Below are 18,057 nucleotides of genomic sequence, written 5' to 3'. Positions count from 1 at the left end.
GTGGCGCGCAGCGTGTACCTGACCAGCGTGGGGTCGGGCGGGGGCAAGTCGACGATCGCGCTCGGGCTGGCCGAGCTGCTGTCCCGGCAGGTCGAGCGGATCGGCGCGTTCCGGCCGCTGGTCTCCGGTCAGGGCCCCGACCCGATCCTCGCCCTGCTCACCGAGCGCTACCGGGTGGAGCTGCCGGTCGACGAGCTGCACGGCGCCACGTACGCCGAGGCGACCGCACTGGTCGCGGACGGCCGCCGGGAGGAGCTGATCTCCCGCATCGTGGCCCGCTACCGGGCGGTCGAGCGGCGCTGCCCGGCGGTGGTCGTGGTGGGCAGCGACTTCGCCGACGGGGACGGCGCCGGCCCTCGCGAGCTGGCCTTCAACGCCCGGCTGGCGACCGAGTTCAGCAGCGTGGTGGTGCCCGTGGTGGACGGGTTCGGGCAGCCGCCCGAGGCGATCGCGGCGGCGCTGCGCGGGGCGTACCACGACGTGGAGGACCTGGGCGCCACGGTGGTGGCGGTGGTCGCCAACCGGGTGCCCGAGCCGATGACGCTGCCCGAGCTGCCCGTTCCCGCGTACGCCATCCCGGAGGTGCCGACCGTGTCGGCGCCGACGGTGGCCGAGGTGGCGGCGGCGCTCGGCGCCACCCTGCTCGCGGGCGACCGGGCCGCGCTGGACCGCGACGTGCTCGACTACGTGGTCGGCGCGGCGCACGTGCCCACGCTGCTGGACCACCTGACCGACGGCGCGCTGGTCATCACCCCCGGCGACCGGGCCGACCTGCTGGTGGCGGCGAGCGCCGCGCACGTGGCCGGGCAGGTGTCGGTGGCCGGGCTGGTGCTCACGCTCGGCGAGCAGCCCGACCCCCGGGCCATGCGGCTGGTCGAGCGGATGAACACCGGGCTGGCCGTGCTCTCGGTGACCAGCGACAGCTACGACACGGTCGCGGCGTCCAGCCGGATCGAGGGGCGGCCCAGCGTGGCGAACCCGCGCAAGGTGGAGGCCGCGCTGGGCGCCTTCGAGCGCTGCGTGGACACCGTCGACCTGGCCCGCCGCCTGCGGGTCAGCCGGTCGGAACGGGTCACCCCGCTGATGTTCGAGAACGACCTGATCGACCGGGCCCGGGCGCAGCGGCGGCGGCTGGTGCTCCCCGAGGGCACCGACGAGCGGATCCTGCGCGCCGCGGAGGTGCTGCTGCGCCGGGGCGTGGCCGACCTGACCCTGCTCGGGCGTTCCGACGAGGTGGCGCGGCGCACCCGCGAGCTGGGCATCGACATCGGCGACGCCCAGGTGATCGACCCGGTCACCAGCGAGTGGCGGGACGAGTTCGCCGCCGGGTACGCGAAGCTGCGCGCCCACCGCGGCGTCACCGCCGAACTGGCGCACGACATCGTGGCCCAGCCCAACTACTTCGGCACCATGATGGTGGGAACCGGCCGCGCCGACGGCATGGTCTCCGGGGCCACCCACACCACGGCGGCCACCATCCGGCCCGCCTTCGAGATCATCCGCACCGTGCCGGGCGTTTCGGTCGCCTCCAGCGTGTTCTTCATGCTGCTCGCCGACCGGGTGCTGGTCTACGGCGACTGCGCGGTCAACCCCGACCCGGACGCCGCCCAACTCGCCGACATCGCCCTCTCGTCGGCCGACACCGCCGCCCGGTTCGGCATCGAGCCACGGGTGGCGATGCTGTCCTACTCGACCGGCGACTCCGGCTTCGGGGCCGACGTGGAGAAGGTCGCGGCAGCCACCAAGCTGGTCCGGGAGCGCCGGCCGGAGCTGCTGGTCGAGGGCCCGATCCAGTACGACGCGGCGATCGACCCGCAGGTGGCGGCCACCAAGCTGCCGGACAGCCCGGTGGCGGGGCGGGCCACGGTGTTCATCTTCCCGGACCTGAACACCGGCAACAACACCTACAAGGCGGTGCAGCGCTCGGCCGGCGCGGTGGCGGTCGGCCCGGTCATGCAGGGCCTGCGCCGGCCGGTCAACGACCTGTCCCGGGGCGCCACGGTGCCCGACATCGTCAACACGGTGGCGATCACCGCCATCCAGGCCGCCGCCGGGGAGACGGAATGACCCGGATTCTGGTCCTCAACTGCGGTTCCTCGTCGGTCAAGTACCGGCTGTACGACGACGACGAGACGCGCGACAAGGGCACCGTCGAGCGGATCGGCGAGCCGGGCGGCGGGCCGGCCGACCACGAGAGCGCGGTGCGGCAGATCATCGAGGGGCTCGACCTGGCGGGACTGGCCGGCGTGGGGCACCGGGTGGTGCACGGCGGGCGCACGTTCAGCGCGCCCGTGCGGATCGACGACCAGGTCATCGCCGCCATCGAGGCCCTCGTCCCCCTCGCCCCGCTGCACAACCCGGCGAACCTGGCCGGCATCCGGGTCGCCCGGGAGGCGCTGCCGGACACCCCGCAGGTCGCCGTCTTCGACACCGCGTTCCACCACACGCTGCCCGAGGCCGGCGCCACGTACGCCATCGACCGGGAGATCGCCGAGCGGTACGGCGTGCGCCGGTACGGCTTCCACGGCACCTCGCACGCGTACGTCTCGCGGCGCACCGCGGAGCTGCTCGACCGGCCGTACGACGAGCTGAACACCATCACCCTGCACCTGGGCAATGGGGCGAGCGCCTGCGCGGTGCAGGGCGGGCGGAGCGTGGCCACCTCGATGGGCATGTCACCGCTGGAGGGCCTGGTCATGGGCACCCGCAGCGGGGACCTCGACCCGACCATCATCTTCCACCTGCGCCGCGAGGCCGGGATGCGCGTGGACGACATCGACGACCTGCTCAACCACCGCAGCGGTCTGCTCGGGCTGTCCGGGGTCAACGACATGCGGGAGGTACTGGCCCGCCGGGACGCCGGCGACCCGGCCGCCGCGCTCGCCTTCGACGTCTACCGCCGCCGGCTCACCGGCTACGTGGGCGCGTACTACGCCCTGCTCGGGCGGGTCGACGCGATCACCTTCACGGCCGGGGTCGGCGAGCACGCCGCCCCGGTCCGCGCGGCGGCGCTGGCCGGCCTGGACCGGCTCGGCATCGCCGTCGACCCGGCTCGCAACGCCGGCAGCGGTGACCGGGTCATCTCCCCCGACGGCAGCGAGGTCACGGTCTGCGTGATCGCCACCGACGAGGAGCGCGAGATCGCCCGCCAGACCCGAGACGTCCTCAACGCCTGACCCCCTCCCCCGCACCCGCACCGCCTCCACACACCCGGCACCGCCTCGGCGATCATGAGGTTGGCGGCGACAGATCCGGCAGATCGCGCCGCTAACCTCATGATCAACGGGGCCGGCCGGGGGCGGCCGGGCGGACAGGGGGTTGCGGAGGAGGCGGGCGGGAGGGCGGCGGGTCAGCCCAGGGCGAGCCAGGCGACGAGGGCGACCACCACGACGGCGGCGACGCCGATGCCGACGATCAGCGGCAGTCGGGACGGGGTCTCCGCCGGCGTCGCCGCGCTGTCGGGCGCGTCGACGAACGCGCGGAACTGCGCGGTGTTGCCACTCGGGTCGGTGTAGTTCTCAGCCATGCGCGTGACCCTAGCGAAGCCGGTCGAGCCGCCGCGCCCCGCCGGGCCGGTGGCGGCGTACCCGGTCCGGCCGGTGGAGGGGCGTCGGCCCGGTCGGCGGGGCCGGACCGGCCGGCCGGCCGCCTACCGTGAGGGGGTGAGGGTGCAGCGGCTGGTCGCCGCGCTGCTGGTGGCGCTGGTGGCCGGTTGCGGCCCGGCCGCCGCCGCCACCGACGGCGGGGTCCCGTCCTTCCGCCCGGCGCCGCCGCGGGCGTACGCCGTGGGCGTGCGGCAGTTCGTCCTCGACCCCGGCGGCCCCCGGCCGCTGCCGGTCACCGTCTGGTACCCGGTGGAGCCCGGCGCCCCGGTGGTCGCCACCGCCCCGGCGGCCGCGACGAGCAGCGGTGCGCAGGCGGGGCCGGTGCCGCGGCCCGACGCGCCGGTCGCCCCCGGCCGGTTCCCGGTGGTGGTCCACAGCCACGGGCTGCGTAGCCTCCCGGAGCTGCACGCCCCGCTGACCACCCGTTGGGCGGCGGCCGGGTTCGTGGTGGCCGCGCCGACCTACCCGCGGACCAACCTGCGGGCGCGCGACTTCACCCGGGCCGACGTACGGAACCAGCCGGCCGACGGCTGGCGGCTGATCCGCCACCTGGTCCGCCTCGACGCCCGGCGCGGGGACCCGCTCGCCGGGCACCTCGCGGTCGACCGGTTCGCCGCCTCCGGGCACTCGGCCGGCGGTTTCACCACGGCCGGCATGTTCACCTCGGGGCACTCGCCCCGGCTGCGCGCCGGCATCATCATCGCCGGCGGCGGGCTGGCCGGCAGCTTCGCCGGACCGGCCGCGCCCCTGCTGTTCGTGCACGGCGGCGCGGACCCCGTCGTGCCCGAGTCGGTGGGCCGGGCCGCGTACGCCCGCAGCCTCGGGCCGGCCGCCTTCCTGGGCCTCCCCGGCCAGGGCCACGGCGAGTACCTGAACCCGGGCCGCCCCGGGTTCGCCCAGGTCGTCGCCGCCACCACCGACTTCCTCCGGTGGACCCTCTACGACGACCGCGCCGCCCTCCGCCGCCTCCCCGCCGACGCCCGCCTCCCCGGCACCACCACCCTCACCACCCGCGCCCTGCCCGACTGAGCGCGGGGCGGCGCGGCCGGTCGGCGGGCGGTAGCGTCGCCCGGATGGACGGGCTGGCCGGGCGGCAAGTCGACGCGATCCGCGAGGTGGTCGAGCTGACCGGCGCGGCCGGGATCGCCGTGTGGCTGCGCGGCGGGTGGGCCATGGACTTCCACCTCGGCGCGGTGAGCCGGCCCCACGTGGACGTCGACTGGTACTGCTGGCGACACGACGCCGGCCCGCTGGCGGCCCGGCTCGGCGGGCAGGGCTGGCGCCCCGACGCCCGGATGCCGGTCGAGAAGCAGCTCGACCTCGTCCGGCGTGACGTCGAGCTGAGCTTCGCGTACCTGGACCGGGACCCGGCGGGCCGGGTGGTGGTCGGGGCCGGGCCGTGGGCCGGCACCCCGCTGCCGGAGGGGATGCTGAACGCCCCGCCGGGCCGGATCGGGCCGCTCACCGCCCCGGTGATCAGCGTCGCCGCCCAGATCGAGTTCAAGGAGATGTACCCGGTCTGGATGCCCGAGCGGCCCCGCCGGTCCAAGGACGCCGCCGACCTGGCCCGGCTGCGCGCGGGCCGGCCGCCAGCCGGCTGAGGCGATCGCGTCACGCTGCGTGCGATGCCGGCCGGTCACCCCCGCGCGCGAGGCACAATCGTGTTCATGCGCCGACGCCCCGCCGCCCTGGTCACCGCCGCCCTGCTCAGCGCCGGTCTGGCCGGCTGCTCGGGCGGGACCGCCCCGGCCGCGCGACCCGCGCCCGACGCCCCGCCGAAGGCCACCACGCCCGCGCCGCGGGTACCCGCCGGGCACGCCCCCACCGAGAGCTTCGCGGTCGGCGTACGCCAGCTGAAGCTGAACCGCGACGGCGACCGCCCGCTGCCGGTGACCCTCTGGTACCCGGCTCGGGGCGAGGCCGGCGGCGTGGCCGAGCGGTCCGCGCCGGTGGCGGACGGGCGGTTCCCGGTGGTGCTGTTCAGCCACGGGCTGGGCGCCCGGCCGGAGGACTACCACCTGCTGCTGAGTCGCTGGGCGGCCGCCGGGTTCGTGGTGGCCGCGCCGAAGTTCCCGCACACCGGCGCCGGCGGCGACGGCAACCCGCTCGACGTGCTCAACCAGCCGGCCGACGTGTCGTACGTGCTGACCCAGGTGCTCGCCCTCGACGGCCGGGCGGGCGACCCGCTGCGCGGCCGGCTGGACCCGGAGCGGGTGGCCGCCACCGGGCACAGCGCGGGCGGGGTGACCACGATCGGGCTGTTCACCGCGGGCCGGGACGAGCGCCTGGACGCGGGCATCGTCTTCGCCGGCACGGCGCTCGGTGTCGGCACCGCGTTCGCCGGGGCGGCCGCGCCGCAGCTCTTCGTGCACGGCGAGGCCGACGAGGTGGTGGGCTACGCCGCGGGCAAGGCGGTCTACGACGCGGTGCCCTGGCCGAAGGCGATGCTCAGCCTGCCGAACGGCGACCACGGGCGGGCCCTGCTCGGCGACTCCACGGCGCTCCGGGTGGTCGCCGACACCACCGTGGAGTTCCTCCGCTGGACGCTCTACGGCGACGCGGCGGCGAAGAAGCGGCTGCCCGCCGACGCCACCCGCGGCGGCCTGGCCACCCTGGACGACCACCTCTGACCGGTCGTCCAGGGCGGCGACGCCGGTCAGGCGGTGTGGTCGATGACCACCTTGCCGAAGACGTCGCCGGAGTTCAGGCGGGCGAACGCCTCCTCGATCCGGCCGAACGGCACCACGCGGTCCACCACCGGGCGCACCTCGTGCTCGGCGCAGAACGCCAGGAGCTGGGTCAGCTCGTCGGGGGTGCCCATCGAGGTGCCGAGGATCTCCAGCTGCATGGCGAAGACCCGGCGCAGGTTGACCTTGGCCTCGTGGCCGGCGGTGGCGCCGGAGACCACGATCCGGGCCATCGGGGCGGCCGACTTGAGCGAGTGGTCGAAGGTGGCCGCGCCGACCGTCTCGATCACCACGTCGACCCGCTCGGGCAGCCGGGCGCCGGGCTCCAGCGCGGTCGCGCCCAGCTCGGTGATCCGCTCCCGCTTGTCGGCGTGGCGGCTGGTCGCGTACACCCGCTTGCCGAGCGCGACGCCGAGCGCCACGGCGGCGGTGGCCACGCCGCCGCCGGCCCCCTGGACCAGCACCGACTCGCCGTCGCCGACCCGGCCCTTGGTGGTGAGCATCCGCCACGCGGTGAGCCAGGCCGTGGGCAGGCAGGCCGCGTCGATCGCGGAGAGGCCGTCGGGCAGCGGCAGCAGGTTCATCTGGGGTACGGCCACCCGCTCGGCGAAGGTGCCCGCGAAGTGCTCGGAGAGGATGGAGACCCCGCGGGGGTCGCCTGGGGTGGGCACCACCGGGTAGATGACCACCTCGTTGCCGTCCGGGTCGGTGCCGACCGCGTCGCAGCCGAGGATCATCGGGAGCTGGTCGGCACTGAGGCCCACCCCGCGCAACGACCAGAGGTCGTGGTGGTTGAGCGAGCTGGCCCGGACCTGCACGGTGACCCAGTCCTCCTGCGGATGGGTCGGCTCGGGGCGGTCGCCGACGGTGAGCGCGGCGAGCGGGTTGTCGGCGTCGAAGGCCGAGGCGAAGGCGGCACGCATGATCGGCACCGTAACAAGCTCAGCGCTCGTCAAGAAGGCGACCTTCCCCACCGGCGCCGTTTCTTCCCGTCGCTCAGCGGCGGGCGACCCCGTCCCGCCGGGCGGCCTCCGCGACCGCCTCGGCGACCGCGGGGGCGACCCGCGGGTCCAGCGGGGAGGGCACGATCGCCTCCGGCGTCAGCGACTCGGCCACCACGTTGGCGATGGCGTCGGCCGCGGCCACCTTCATCCCGTCGGTGATCCGGGTGGCCCTTGAGTCCAGCGCGCCCCGGAACACGCCCGGGAAGGCGAGCACGTTGTTGATCTGGTTGGGGTAGTCGCTGCGCCCGGTGGCGACCACGGCCACGTGCCGGGCGGCCACCTCGGGGTGCACCTCCGGGGTGGGGTTGGCCAGCGCGAAGACGATGCCGCTCGGGGCCATGCCGGCCACCGCCGCCTCGGGGATCTGCCCACCGGAGACGCCGACCAGGACGTCCGCGCCGCGCAGCGCCTCGGTGATGTCGCCCTGCCGCCCCTCGGCGTTGGTGATCTCGGCCAACTCGGCCTTGGTCCCGGTCAGCTCGCGGTGCCGCCCGATGATGCCCTTGGAGTCGCAGACCACCACCTGGTCCGGGTTGACACCCCCGGCGACCAGCATCTTCGTCACCGCCACACCGGCCGCGCCGGCCCCGCTGACCGCCACCCGCAGGTCGCCCAGCTTGCGGTTGAGCAGGGTGGCGGCGTTGCGCAGCGCGGCCAGCACCACGATCGCGGTGCCGTGCTGGTCGTCGTGGAAGACCGGGATGGAGAGCGCCTCGTCCAGCCGGCGCTCCACCTCGAAGCAGCGCGGGGCGCTGATGTCCTCCAGGTTGATCCCGCCGAACGAGGGGGCGAGCGCCCGCACGATCGCCACGATCTCGTCCACGTCCTGGGTGTCCAGGCAGACCGGAACCGCGTCCACGCCCCCGAACTGCTTGAACAGCACCGCCTTGCCCTCCATCACCGGCAGCGCCGCGCGCGGACCGATGTTGCCCAGGCCGAGCACGGCGGAGCCGTCGGTGACCACCGCGACGGTGTGCGACACCCAGGTGTAGTCGTCGGCGAGGTCGGGGTCGGCGGCGATCGCCTCGCAGACCCGGGCCACGCCCGGGGTGTACGCGAGGGACAGGTCCTCCCGGCTGGTGAGCGGCACCGTCGAGGCGACGGCCATCTTGCCGCCGAGGTGCAGCCGGAAGACGGGATCAGCGGGGTCCGGGGTGGACGCAGACATTGGTGACTCCAGGATCTGTCGAGCAGACGGACCGGCCGGCTCGGCACGCGTGGTCAGCGGCCAGCGGGGCGGCGGTGCGGGGGGTCACCCGGGCACTTTCCGAGCATAGTCAGCCATCCGGCACCGGGATGTGAGCGGGGTCATATCACCGGCGAACGAGCTTTGACCAGCCCGGGACGCGGCCAGTACCGCGCCACCACCCGGCCCCGGACGTCGGCCACCCCGTACGCCCGGGAGTCGTCGGTCACCAGATCGTTGTCGCCGCGCAGCCACCAGCCGCCGTCCTGCCGGCGGACCACGCGCTTGACCACGAGCAGGTCGGGGCGGCTGCGGAAGACGGCGACGACCACGTCGCCGGGGCGTACCGGCCGGCCCCCGGTCCGCACCAGCACGGCGTCGCCGTGCCGCAGAGTGGGCGCCATGGACGGGCCGGTCACCAGGACGGCGGCCAGCGGCCCGCGGAGCACTGGCGCGGCCGGGCCGTTCGCGGCGTGCACCGGGTTTCACCTCCCGCCCGCCGGGGAGCATGTCCAGGAGTAATGTCGTCTCGGATCATCGCAAACATCCCATGGAGGACCCTGATGCGCCTTCCTCGCATCCTCACGCCCCGTGTGACCGCCAGCGCGCACTGCGACCTGCCGTGCGGCGTGTACGACCCGGCGCAGGCCCGGATCGAGGCCGAGTCGGTCAAAATGATCTGCGAGAAGTACCAGGCCAACACCGACCCGGAGTACCGCACGCGCGCCATCCTCATCAAGGAGCAGCGGGCCGAGCTGGTCAAGCACCACCTGTGGGTGCTCTGGACCGACTACTTCAAGCCGCAGCACTTCGAGAAGTACCCGCACCTGCACGAACTGTTCAACGAGACCACCAAGCTCGCCGGCTCCGCCGGCGCGAAGGGCAGCATGGACCCGGCCGTGGCCGACAAGCTGCTGCAGAAGATCGACGAGATCTCGAAGATCTTCTGGGAGACCAAGCAGGCGTGAGCCTGCCCGCCCAGGCACCGACGATCCGGCCGGCGCGTCCCGAGGACGTGCCGGCCGTCGTCGCGATGGTGCACGAACTCGCCGACTACGAGCGCGCCCCCGAGCAGTGCCACCTCACCGAGGAGCAGCTCACCGCCGCCCTCTTCGGTCCCGCGCCGGCGCTGTACGGGCACGTCGCCGTGGATCCCGCCGACCAGCCGATCGGCTTCGCCCTCTGGTTCCTCAACTTCTCCACCTGGGAGGGCGTGCACGGCATCTACCTGGAGGACCTGTACCTCCGGCCGGCCGCCCGCGGCACCGGCGCGGGCCGCCTGCTGCTCGCCACCCTCGCCGCGATCTGCGTCGAGCGCGGCTACCGGCGGCTGGAGTGGTGGATGATCAACTGGAACCCCGCCGCCCGCTTCTACGCCGCCATCGGGGCCGCACCGATGGACGAGTGGGTGCCCTACCGGCTGGCCGGGACGGCGCTGCACGACCTCGCGGCGCAGGCCGCGGCCACCCCCACGCGGCCGGACGCCTGACCGGGTAGAGTCCCGCACCGGGGGGATGAGGCGTGACTCAACTGACCGGCCAGCCGACGACCGACGACGACGTCGTGCACCTCACGGTGCCCGCGGACGGCGGCTACCTCGGCGTGCTGCGCACCGCCACCGCCGGTCTCGCGGCCCGGCTCCAGTTCGCCCTCGACGAGATCGAGGACCTGCGCATCGCGGTCGACGAGGCGTGCGCCATGCTGCTCGCCATCGCCACTCGCGACGCCGAGCTGGAGTGCCGCTTCGCGGTCACCGAGGACGCGCTCACCGTCGAGGTGACCGTGCCGACCGTGCGGGGCGCCACGCTTCCCTCGGAGTCGTCCTTCGCCTGGAAGGTGCTCACCGCGCTGACCACCTCGGCGAGCGCCCGGGCCGCCGACGGCCGGGCCACCATCTCCCTGCTCACCCGCCGCGCCTCCGGCTACTGACCGGCCCGGCGGGCGCGGCGTCAGTCGAAGCCGAGCGCCCGGTTGGTCGGGGTGCTGACCAGCAGGCCGGTGACGGCGAGGCCGAGCGCCATGAGCGGCAGGCCCAGCCAGCCCAGCCCGCCCTGGATCATGTACCAGCCGACCGGCAGCAGCATGAGCTGAAGCACGATGGCCGGCGCCCGGGCCCCCGAGCGACGACGGCCCAGCGCGGTGCCGAGCGCCCAGAGCACGGCCGCTCCTGCGACCGCGAAGGCGGTCACCAGCAGCGCCGAGGTCAGGTCGGTGGTACGCGCCGTCAGGTCGGACCAGATGAGCCACACCGCGACCAGGCCGAGCGCCACCGCCTCGGCGCGCAGCAGGAGCACCGCCCAGCGGAGCGTGCCGGGAACCGGGCCGGAGTCGATCGTCACGCGCGACACGATACCCGTGGGTAGGCGCGGTACAGTGCCGCCCATGCGGGCCGTCCTGGTGGTCAATCCGAAGGCCACCACCACCAGCGAGCGCAGCCGGGACGTGCTGGTCCGGGCGCTGCGCAGCGAAGTCGACCTGTCGGTGCGATACACGCGCCGGCGGGGCCACGCCATGGACCTGGCGCGGGAGGCCGCCCAGGAGGGCGTCGACCTGGTGGTCACGCTCGGCGGCGACGGCACGGTCAACGAGGTGGTGAACGGCCTGATGGCGGCCGAGCCGCCGACCTTCCGCACCGGGCAGACCCCGGCGGAGCGGCTGCCGGCGCTGGCGACCGTCCCGGGCGGCTCGACCAACGTCTTCGCCCGGGCCCTCGGCCTGCCCCGGGAGTGGCCGGACGGGACCAGCATGATCCTGGAGGGGCTGCGGCTGGGCCGGTCCCGGACCATCGGGCTGGGCCGGGCGGACGACCGCTACTTCACCTTCTGCGCGGGCTTCGGCATCGACGCGGCCGTCATCCAGCGGGTCGAGCGGGCCCGCAAGCGGGGCCGGGTGTCCACGCCGACGCTCTACTTCCGCTCCACGGTGAGCCAGTACTTCCTCGCCTCGGACCGGCGGCACCCGGCGATCACGCTGGAGCGCCCCGGTGAGCCCGCCGAGACCGACCTGGGCACGATCATCATCCAGAACACCGCCCCGTGGACGTACCTGGGCGACCGGGAGATCAACCCGAACCCGGAGGCCTCGTTCGACCTCGGCCTCGACGTGCTCGCCCTGCGGCGCCTCAAGGTGGCCAGCACGGCACGGACGGTGACCCAGTTCTTCGCCCGGGAGCCCGACCCGCGCGGCCGGCAGGTGCTCCGGCTGCACGACGTGGCGGAGTTCACCCTGCTCTCGGCCCGTCCGCTGGCCTTCCAGTTGGACGGCGACTACCTCGGCGAGCGGGAAAAAGTCAGATTCGCATCCGTGCCTGCCGCACTGAGAGTAATCTGCTAGGTCTCGGGTACTCCCGTCGGTTGACGCGGACCCCCTCACCGCATCCGGCGGTGACCGCCACACCGAGGGAAGGTGCCGGAAATGTCAGCAACGTCACGCAGACCGTACTATATTGATCCTCGACTGTGGCACGCCGGGTAACCAGAGCGCTCTGAAACCCGGACAAAAGGGTGGTGAGCCCGCTCACTGTTCGGAGTTTTTCCGAGCGCCACCCTTGACATCGCGACAGTTCGTGAAAGTATTCACAAGCGAAGTCGTGTTACCGGGACATTGCCTGGATATGCTCGGCAGGTTGAGCTGTTCCAGCAGGTCCACGGCCCGCAAGCCTGCTCACGCAGCGCCGAATTGATGGACGCTGACCGTCACCGATCGGCAATGCGGACGCATATAGGAATAGCAACGAAGCGTTATCTGGCCACCCATTTGAGAATGAGGAGTGTTGCCGCCATGGACTGGCGCCACGATGCCGTCTGCCGCGACGAGGACCCGGAGCTGTTCTTCCCGATCGGGACGTCCGGCCCGGCCCTCCTGCAGGTGGAGCAGGCCAAGGCCGTCTGCCGGCGCTGCCCGGTGACCGACCACTGCCTCCAGTGGGCGCTGGAGTCCGGTCAGGACGCCGGCGTCTGGGGCGGGATGAGCGAAGAGGAGCGCCGCGCGGTGAAGCGCCGCGGCGGGCTCCGGGTGCTGCGCGCTCACTCCGCCTGATTCGCACGCAACTGAACGCCCCGGCCGGATTCCGGCCGGGGCGTTCTGCTGTCCGGAGCACGTGACACCCCGCTACCCCGGCGCCGCCCTGGTTGATCATGGAGGCGACGCGCGTCACACCGGGCTGCCGACCGGCACGGCGTCGACCCGACGCAGCACCAGATCGGCGAGTTCCGGCAGGTCGGTCAGCGGATCGGCGACCGCCACCGCGCCGGCCCGCTCCGCCGTCGCCCGGACCGCGTCGTGGAACAGCCCCGGGGCCAGGAAGTAGCCGGCCACCGCCACCCGGCGGGCACCCGCCGCGCGCAGCCGGGACACCGCGACACCGGCGCCCGGGGGCGCCGCCGACGCGTACGACACCCGGCAGGGCACGCCCAGCTCGGCGCCGAGCGCCGCGGCGACCCGCCCCACCGAACCGCGCGCCCGCGGATCCCGGGTGCCCGCCGCGGCCAGCACCAGGGCGTCGAAGCCGCCCGGCGCCGCCTCGGCCAGCCGACGGCGCAGCCCGGCCAGCAGCCGGGCGTCCACCACCCCGTCCGCCGGCCCCAGCACGTCGGTCACCCGCACCTCGATGGCCGCGCCGCCCGCGCGGGCCGCCGCCACCGCCGCCGGGATGTCGACCTTCCGGTGGTACGCGGCGGTCAGCAGCAACGGCACCAGCACTGCCCGCGAATGACCGGCGGCGGCCAGGTCCCGCAGCACCGCGGCGGGACCGGGATTGGTGTGGTCCAGCCAGCTCGGCAGCACCGGGACGCCGGGACGGGCGGCCGCCACGGCTCGGGCCAGGGCCCGGATCGCCGCGGCCGCCCGGGGGTCCCGACTGCCGTGCGCGACCAGCACCACCGGCGGCTCGGCGGTCAGGTGTGCAGGCCGCACTCGGTCTTCTCGAACATGGCCCAGCGGCCCGCCCGCGGGTCCTCCCCCGCCCGGGTGCGGCGGGTGCAGGGCCAGCAGCCGATCGAGCCGTAGCCCCGGGCGAACAGCTCGTTGACCGGGATGTCGTAGCGGGCGATGTAGGCGTCCACGTCCCGCTGGCTCCAGGCCGCGATCGGGTTGACCTTGACCTTGCCGCGCCGCGTGTCGAAGGCCACCACCGGGGTGTTGGCCCGGGTCGGCGACTCGTCCCGGCGCAGCCCGGCGGCCCAGGCGTCGTACCCGGTCAGCGCCCGCTCCAGCGGCTCCACCTTGCGCAGCTGGCAGCAGTCGTCCGGGGACTTGCTGAACAGCCGGGGGCCGTACTGGCCGTCCTGCTGTCCGACGGTCATCCGGGGCCGGATCGAGCGCACGTTCACCGGCAGCCGCCGGGCCACCTCGTCGCGGACCTTGAGCGTCTCCGGGAAGTGCAGGCCGGTGTCCAGGAAGACCACGTCGACCCCGGGGGCGACCCGGGAGACCAGGTGGGCCAGCACCCCGTCGGCCATCGAGCTGGTCACGCAGAACCGGTCGCCGAAGGTCTCGGCGGCCCAGCGGGCGATCTCCAGCGCGGGCGCGCCCTCCAGTTCCCGGCCGGCCCGCTCGGCCAGCGCGCGCAGCTCCTCCGGGTCGCGCCGGGCCGGGTCGGCCGGGGCCGGCCCGCCGATCCCGACCAGGCCCAGGCCGGCGGCGGAGGGCAGGGCGCTCATCGGGTCACCGCCCGGGAGAGCAGTCCGGTGAACTTCACGGTGAAGACCCGCGCGCAGGCGTGGCACTCCCAGGCGCCGTGCCCGGCCTCGTGCGGCCGCAGGTCCTCCTCCCCGCAGTACGGGCAGTAGAGAGGCGCAGATCGGGCATCGCTCATCGCAATTCCTCCTCGTCGACCCTGATCACCCAGTTGGCGAAGCTCTCGCCCTCGTGCCGGCCGGCCAGGTAGCGGCGGGCCAGCCGTTCCACGTACTCCGGAAGCGCCTCGGCGGTGGTCTTCAGGCCGCGCAGCTTGCGGCCGAAGCCGGCGGTCTGCCCGGCGGCCATGCCCAGGCCGCCGCCGAGGTGCACCTGGAAGCCCTCCACCTGCTGGCCGTCCGGGCCCACGACGAGCTGGCCCTTGAGGCCGATGTCGGCCACCTGGGTGCGGGCACAGGCGTTCGGGCAGCCGTTGAGGTGGATGGAGATGTCGGCGTCGAAGTCGCGCAGCCGCTCCTCCAGCCGGGCCACCAGCTCCTCGCCGCGCCGCTTGGTCTCCACGATGGCGAGCTTGCAGAACTCGATCCCGGTGCAGGCCATGGTGCCGCGCCGCCAGGCCGAGGGCCGGGCCTCCAGACCGATCCCGCGCAGCTGGGCCACCAGCGAGTCGGTCCGCTCCGGCGCCACGTCCAGCACCAGCAACTTCTGGTACGGGGTGAGCCGCACCCGGTCACTGCCGTGCGCCTCGGCCACGTCGGCGAGCCGGGCGAGCTGGGTGCCGGAGACCCGGCCCACCACCGGGGCGGCCCCGACGTAGTTGTTGCCGTCGCGCTGCGGGTGCACGCCGATGTGGTCGACCGGCTTCGCCGGGAGCGTCGCGGCCGGCCCGTCGAGCAGCGCCCGGCCCAGGTACTCCTTCTCCAGCACCTCGCGGAACTTCGCCAGGCCCCAGTCGGCGACCAGGAACTTCAGCCGTGCCCGGTTGCGCAGCCGGCGGTAGCCGTAGTCACGGAAGATGCCGACCACGCCGGCCCAGACGTCCGGCACCTCGGCCAGCGGCACCCACGCGCCGAGGCGCTTGGCCAGCATCGGGTTGGTGGAGAGGCCACCGCCCACCCAGAGGTCGAAGCCGGGCCCGTGGTCGGGGTGCTCGACGCCGAGGAAGGCGACGTCGTTCGCCTCGTACGGGGTGTCGACCAGCCAGGAGATCGAGGTCTTGAACTTGCGGGGCAGGTTGGAGAATGCCTTGTCGCCGACGTACCGGCGGACGATCTCGTCGATCGCCGGCGTCGGGTCGAGCACCTCGTCCCGGGCCACCCCGGCGACCGGGCTGCCCAGCACGATCCGCGGGCAGTCGCCGCACGCCTCGGTGGTCTGCAGGCCGACGGCCTCCAGCCGGCGCCAGATCTCCGGCATGTCCTCGACCCGGATCCAGTGGTACTGGATGTTCTGCCGGTCGGTGATGTCGGCGGTGTCGCGGGCGAACTCTCGCGAGATGTCCGCGACGACCCGGAGCTGGGCCAGGGTGAGCTGGCCACCGTCCACCCGCACCCGGAGCATGAAGAACTCATCCTCCAGCTCGTGTGGTTCCAGCACGGCCGTGCGCCCGCCGTCGATGCCCGCCTTGCGCTGGGTGTAGAGGCCCCACCAGCGGAACCGGCCGCGCAGGTCCTGCGGGTCGATCGAGGCGAAGCCCCGGTGCGCGTAGATGTTCTCGATCCGGGCCCGCACGTTCAGCGGGTCGTCGTCCTTCTTCATCCGCTCGTTGGGGTTGAGCGGCTCGCGGTGCCCGAGCGCCCACTGCCCCTCGCCGCGCGGGCGGCGGGGGGCCCGGGCGGCGGGCGCCGGGTTCTCGGGCCGGGTCGTGGTGATGCTGCTGACCGCCATCGCGGCGTCCTCCGTTGTCTGCTGTGCCTGGAAGCGCGGACGCGGCGGCCGGCCCTGGGTGAGGGCCGAGGACGGCGATGTCGATGACGGCCGGCGCGGAACGCGCCCGAGACGGATGGGTCGGGCGTCGTCAGATGGCCGGACAGATCGCGCTGCGGACACGGCCGTAATCGACGTGGCGACGGGCCACGAAGCGGCGGATGACAGCGGCGGTCATAGGCCACATGCTGCCACACCCGCAAGTCCCCGACTACCGGCCGCCCATGTGATCCCACATCACGGGCCACCGCCGGGCCATAGACGGTGGTACGCTGCCGCGCCCTCGCCTTGATCGACTCCAGCTCGCCGAGGTGGGCTTTCAGGAGCGGGGCGACCTGGGGTGGATCCTTCCGGGATCGGCGGACCGGCCCGGCGCGCGGCGTCGTCGTGTGAGGCTGCGGGATGTGACCGCGCCATCGGAGTCCGCGCCGCCCGACGACCGCCGGGGCTGGCCGGTGTGGACGATCCCCGGCCTGCTCACCCTCGCGGTCACGCTCGCCGGGATCGGGCACGCGCAGCCGTGGCGCGACGAGCTGGCGACGTGGAGCGCCGCCACCCGCCCGGTCCCCGACCTGGTCCGGCTGGCCGGCACCATCGACGCCGCGACCGGGCCGTACTACCTGCTCATGCACGGCTGGACCGCGCTCGCCGGGACGTCAACGACCGCGCTGCGGCTGCCGTCCGCGCTGGCCATGGCCGGGGCCGCCGCGCTCACCGCCCGGCTCGGCGCCCGGCTGGCCGGTCCCCGGGCCGGGCTGCTCGCCGGGCTGCTCCTCGCCGTGCTGCCGGCCACCTCCCGGTACGGCCAGGAGGCCCGCCCCTACGCGCCGGCCACCCTGCTGGCCGTGCTCGCCACGCTGCTGCTGGTCGGGGCGCTGCGCCGGCCGACCTGGCGGCGCTGGGCCGGATACGCCGCGGCCGTCGCCGCGCTCGGGCTGCTCCACCTGATCGCCCTCACCCTGCTCGCCGCGCACGCCGTCGTGGTGCTGCTGGCCGCCGGGCGCGGTCTCGCAGCGGCCGGCGTCCCCCCGCCCCCGGGCCTCGCTGACGGCACCCCGCCAGAGGTCGCCACACCATCGGCCCCGGCCGAGGCGACGACGGGTCCGGGCCGGACCGGCGCGGAGCGCGACGGGGACCGGGAGGGCCGGACCCGGTCCGCTACGGCCGCCCGGGCCGGGGTGCTGTGGCGGTGGCTGGTGGCCCTGCTGCCGGCGGTCGTGCTGGTGGCCCCGCTGGTGCTGGTGGCCGGGGGCCAGCGCGGCCGCCAGCTCGACTGGGTCCGCCTGGTCCGCGTCGACGACCTGGCCGCGCTGCCCGGCGCGCTGGCGCAGAGCGGGGTGGTGGGCGGCCTGCTGCTCGGTCTCGCCGCGCTCGGCACGGCCCGGCTCGGCCGGCGGGCGCTGCTGCCGGGGCTCGCCGTGCTGCTGCCGGTGCTGCTGCTCTACGCCGCCGGCACGGTGGTGCCGCTCTGGGTCACCCGGTATCTGATCTTCACCGTGCCGTTCGCCTGCCTGCTGGCCGGGGCCGCGCTGGCCGGCGTACGGCTGGTGCCCGCGCTGGCCGTGGTGACCCTGGCCGGCCTGGTCGGGCTGCCGGACCAGGCCGCGCTGCGGCGCACCCACGAGTGGCCGCGGACCGCCCCGGTGGACTACGCGGGCGTGGCCCGGGTCGTCGCCGACCACCAACGGCCGGGCGACGCGATCGTCTACTCGCCCCGGGACAGCTGGCTCTTCCCGGATCTCGGCCTGGCGTACCACCTGGGGGCGCGGCGGCCGCGCGACGTGCTGGTGGTGCGCGACCAGCGGCAGCGCGCGGACCTCTGGGCCGCCGAGTGCGGCCGCCCGGCGGAGTGCCTGGCCGGCGTGGACCGGGTCTGGCTGGTGGTCACCGGCCGGCGCGCCGACCCGCTGGCGGCGGTGCCCGGCGCCAAGGGCGACGCCCTGCGCGGCGCCTTCACGGTCCGCCAGGTCTGGCCCCGCCCCGGCCTGACCGTCGCCCTGCTCACCCGGTGA

At 74.7% G+C, this 18,057-nt stretch carries 20 protein-coding genes; 11 read left to right on the top strand and 9 right to left on the bottom strand.

The window, feature by feature from the left end; genetic code table 11:
• Both pta and AB0F68_RS17945 read left to right on the top strand, forming a co-directional pair.
• The gene (gene pta, locus AB0F68_RS17950) at positions 1 to 2,067 is read left to right on the top strand and encodes a phosphate acetyltransferase (protein ID WP_357339159.1); all 2,067 of its coding nucleotides are present in this window, start codon (positions 1 to 3) and stop codon (positions 2,065 to 2,067) included.
• A complete protein-coding gene (locus AB0F68_RS17945; protein ID WP_357339157.1) occupies positions 2,064 to 3,176 on the top strand; it encodes an acetate kinase in 1,113 nt (370 codons plus the stop codon). Before pta ends, AB0F68_RS17945 begins: the two co-directional genes overlap by 4 nt.
• A gap of 173 nt (positions 3,177 to 3,349) precedes the next feature.
• Here the strand turns inward: AB0F68_RS17945 and AB0F68_RS17940 are convergent, their stop codons facing one another.
• The gene (locus tag AB0F68_RS17940; protein WP_357339155.1) at positions 3,350 to 3,526 is read right to left on the bottom strand and encodes a hypothetical protein; all 177 of its coding nucleotides are present in this window, start codon (positions 3,524 to 3,526) and stop codon (positions 3,350 to 3,352) included.
• Between AB0F68_RS17940 and AB0F68_RS17935 the strand changes: the two genes are divergently transcribed.
• From AB0F68_RS17935 to AB0F68_RS17925, 3 genes are all read left to right on the top strand, one after another.
• Positions 3,525 to 4,634 carry an alpha/beta hydrolase gene (locus AB0F68_RS17935; RefSeq protein ID WP_357339153.1) on the top strand — a complete coding sequence of 370 codons (1,110 nt, stop codon included), beginning with the start codon at positions 3,525 to 3,527 and terminating at the stop codon, positions 4,632 to 4,634. The genes AB0F68_RS17940 and AB0F68_RS17935 overlap by 2 nt on opposite strands.
• 44 nt (positions 4,635 to 4,678) lie before the next feature.
• Positions 4,679 to 5,206, top strand: a complete 528-nt coding sequence (locus AB0F68_RS17930) for an aminoglycoside adenylyltransferase (protein WP_357339151.1) — start codon at positions 4,679 to 4,681, stop codon at positions 5,204 to 5,206.
• 66 nt (positions 5,207 to 5,272) lie between these two features.
• A complete protein-coding gene (locus tag AB0F68_RS17925; RefSeq protein ID WP_357339149.1) occupies positions 5,273 to 6,235 on the top strand; it encodes a chlorophyllase in 963 nt (320 codons plus the stop codon).
• Positions 6,236 to 6,261: 26 nt separating this feature from the next.
• On the opposite strand, the gene AB0F68_RS17920 is transcribed toward AB0F68_RS17925, so the two are convergent.
• From AB0F68_RS17920 to AB0F68_RS17910, 3 genes are all read right to left on the bottom strand, one after another.
• A complete protein-coding gene (locus AB0F68_RS17920; protein ID WP_357339329.1) occupies positions 6,262 to 7,224 on the bottom strand; it encodes a zinc-binding dehydrogenase in 963 nt (320 codons plus the stop codon).
• A gap of 64 nt (positions 7,225 to 7,288) precedes the next feature.
• On the bottom strand, positions 7,289 to 8,464 hold the full coding sequence (locus tag AB0F68_RS17915) for an NADP-dependent malic enzyme (RefSeq protein WP_357339147.1): 1,176 nt from the start codon (positions 8,462 to 8,464) through the stop codon (positions 7,289 to 7,291).
• A 140-nt stretch (positions 8,465 to 8,604) separates the two neighbouring features.
• Positions 8,605 to 8,961 (bottom strand): S24/S26 family peptidase, encoded by a 357-nt coding sequence (locus tag AB0F68_RS17910; RefSeq protein ID WP_357339145.1) that lies wholly within the window; start codon positions 8,959 to 8,961, stop codon positions 8,605 to 8,607.
• Between the two features lie 84 nt (positions 8,962 to 9,045).
• Between AB0F68_RS17910 and sodN the strand changes: the two genes are divergently transcribed.
• From sodN to AB0F68_RS17895, 3 genes are all read left to right on the top strand, one after another.
• The gene (sodN, locus tag AB0F68_RS17905; protein WP_357339142.1) at positions 9,046 to 9,450 is read left to right on the top strand and encodes a superoxide dismutase, Ni; all 405 of its coding nucleotides are present in this window, start codon (positions 9,046 to 9,048) and stop codon (positions 9,448 to 9,450) included.
• Positions 9,451 to 9,515: 65 nt separating this feature from the next.
• On the top strand, positions 9,516 to 9,971 hold the full coding sequence (locus AB0F68_RS17900) for a GNAT family N-acetyltransferase (RefSeq protein ID WP_357339325.1): 456 nt from the start codon (positions 9,516 to 9,518) through the stop codon (positions 9,969 to 9,971).
• A gap of 32 nt (positions 9,972 to 10,003) precedes the next feature.
• Positions 10,004 to 10,411: an ATP-binding protein gene (locus tag AB0F68_RS17895; RefSeq protein ID WP_107076638.1), complete on the top strand. Its 408-nt coding sequence runs from the start codon at positions 10,004 to 10,006 to the stop codon at positions 10,409 to 10,411.
• Between the two features lie 20 nt (positions 10,412 to 10,431).
• Here AB0F68_RS17895 and AB0F68_RS17890 read toward each other — a convergent pair whose 3' ends face one another.
• Positions 10,432 to 10,821 carry a hypothetical protein gene (locus tag AB0F68_RS17890; protein WP_357339140.1) on the bottom strand — a complete coding sequence of 130 codons (390 nt, stop codon included), beginning with the start codon at positions 10,819 to 10,821 and terminating at the stop codon, positions 10,432 to 10,434.
• A 43-nt stretch (positions 10,822 to 10,864) separates the two neighbouring features.
• Here AB0F68_RS17890 and AB0F68_RS17885 point away from each other — a divergent pair, with 43 nt between their 5' ends.
• Positions 10,865 to 11,815, top strand: a complete 951-nt coding sequence (locus AB0F68_RS17885; RefSeq protein WP_357339138.1) for a diacylglycerol kinase family protein — start codon at positions 10,865 to 10,867, stop codon at positions 11,813 to 11,815.
• Positions 11,816 to 12,262: 447 nt separating this feature from the next.
• A complete protein-coding gene (locus AB0F68_RS17880) occupies positions 12,263 to 12,520 on the top strand; it encodes a WhiB family transcriptional regulator (RefSeq protein ID WP_088975879.1) in 258 nt (85 codons plus the stop codon).
• Between the two features lie 114 nt (positions 12,521 to 12,634).
• Here AB0F68_RS17880 and AB0F68_RS17875 read toward each other — a convergent pair whose 3' ends face one another.
• Genes AB0F68_RS17875 through AB0F68_RS17860 form a run of 4 tightly spaced genes read right to left on the bottom strand, consistent with a single transcriptional unit; the run spans position 12,635 to position 16,006 of the window.
• Positions 12,635 to 13,396 carry a CbiX/SirB N-terminal domain-containing protein gene (locus tag AB0F68_RS17875; RefSeq protein WP_357339136.1) on the bottom strand — a complete coding sequence of 254 codons (762 nt, stop codon included), beginning with the start codon at positions 13,394 to 13,396 and terminating at the stop codon, positions 12,635 to 12,637.
• A complete protein-coding gene (locus tag AB0F68_RS17870; protein WP_357339134.1) occupies positions 13,378 to 14,142 on the bottom strand; it encodes a phosphoadenylyl-sulfate reductase in 765 nt (254 codons plus the stop codon). Before AB0F68_RS17870 ends, AB0F68_RS17875 begins: the two co-directional genes overlap by 19 nt.
• Positions 14,139 to 14,297: an IS1 family transposase gene (locus tag AB0F68_RS17865; RefSeq protein WP_139131928.1), complete on the bottom strand. Its 159-nt coding sequence runs from the start codon at positions 14,295 to 14,297 to the stop codon at positions 14,139 to 14,141. The genes AB0F68_RS17870 and AB0F68_RS17865 overlap by 4 nt, the downstream gene beginning before the upstream one ends.
• A complete protein-coding gene (locus tag AB0F68_RS17860; RefSeq protein WP_357339131.1) occupies positions 14,294 to 16,006 on the bottom strand; it encodes a nitrite/sulfite reductase in 1,713 nt (570 codons plus the stop codon). Before AB0F68_RS17860 ends, AB0F68_RS17865 begins: the two co-directional genes overlap by 4 nt.
• Positions 16,007 to 16,449: 443 nt before the next feature.
• Here AB0F68_RS17860 and AB0F68_RS17855 point away from each other — a divergent pair, with 443 nt between their 5' ends.
• A complete protein-coding gene (locus AB0F68_RS17855; protein ID WP_357339129.1) occupies positions 16,450 to 18,057 on the top strand; it encodes a glycosyltransferase family 39 protein in 1,608 nt (535 codons plus the stop codon).

It is taken from the genome of Micromonospora sp. NPDC023966, from assembly GCF_040639095.1.
Taxonomy (GTDB): Bacteria; Actinomycetota; Actinomycetes; order Mycobacteriales; family Micromonosporaceae; genus Micromonospora.
The sequence above is the reverse complement of the archived record's forward strand: the minus strand, read 5'-3'. Positions and strand labels throughout refer to the sequence as shown.

What these genes read in the sequence shown, in the direction of transcription:
- AB0F68_RS17865 (WP_139131928.1), bottom strand. Translation starts at nt 14,297, where the DNA reads ATGAGCGATGCCCGATCTGCGCCTCTCTACTGCCCGTACTGCGGGGAG.
- AB0F68_RS17870 (WP_357339134.1), bottom strand. Translation starts at nt 14,142, where the DNA reads ATGAGCGCCCTGCCCTCCGCCGCCGGCCTGGGCCTGGTCGGGATCGGC.
- sodN (WP_357339142.1), top strand. Translation starts at nt 9,046, where the DNA reads ATGCGCCTTCCTCGCATCCTCACGCCCCGTGTGACCGCCAGCGCGCAC.
- AB0F68_RS17935 (WP_357339153.1), top strand. Translation starts at nt 3,525, where the DNA reads ATGCGCGTGACCCTAGCGAAGCCGGTCGAGCCGCCGCGCCCCGCCGGG.
- AB0F68_RS17880 (WP_088975879.1), top strand. Translation starts at nt 12,263, where the DNA reads ATGGACTGGCGCCACGATGCCGTCTGCCGCGACGAGGACCCGGAGCTG.
- AB0F68_RS17925 (WP_357339149.1), top strand. Translation starts at nt 5,273, where the DNA reads ATGCGCCGACGCCCCGCCGCCCTGGTCACCGCCGCCCTGCTCAGCGCC.
- AB0F68_RS17885 (WP_357339138.1), top strand. Translation starts at nt 10,865, where the DNA reads ATGCGGGCCGTCCTGGTGGTCAATCCGAAGGCCACCACCACCAGCGAG.
- AB0F68_RS17945 (WP_357339157.1), top strand. Translation starts at nt 2,064, where the DNA reads ATGACCCGGATTCTGGTCCTCAACTGCGGTTCCTCGTCGGTCAAGTAC.
- AB0F68_RS17860 (WP_357339131.1), bottom strand. Translation starts at nt 16,006, where the DNA reads ATGGCGGTCAGCAGCATCACCACGACCCGGCCCGAGAACCCGGCGCCC.
- AB0F68_RS17940 (WP_357339155.1), bottom strand. Translation starts at nt 3,526, where the DNA reads ATGGCTGAGAACTACACCGACCCGAGTGGCAACACCGCGCAGTTCCGC.
- AB0F68_RS17900 (WP_357339325.1), top strand. Translation starts at nt 9,516, where the DNA reads ATGGTGCACGAACTCGCCGACTACGAGCGCGCCCCCGAGCAGTGCCAC.
- AB0F68_RS17930 (WP_357339151.1), top strand. Translation starts at nt 4,679, where the DNA reads ATGGACGGGCTGGCCGGGCGGCAAGTCGACGCGATCCGCGAGGTGGTC.
- AB0F68_RS17915 (WP_357339147.1), bottom strand. Translation starts at nt 8,464, where the DNA reads ATGTCTGCGTCCACCCCGGACCCCGCTGATCCCGTCTTCCGGCTGCAC.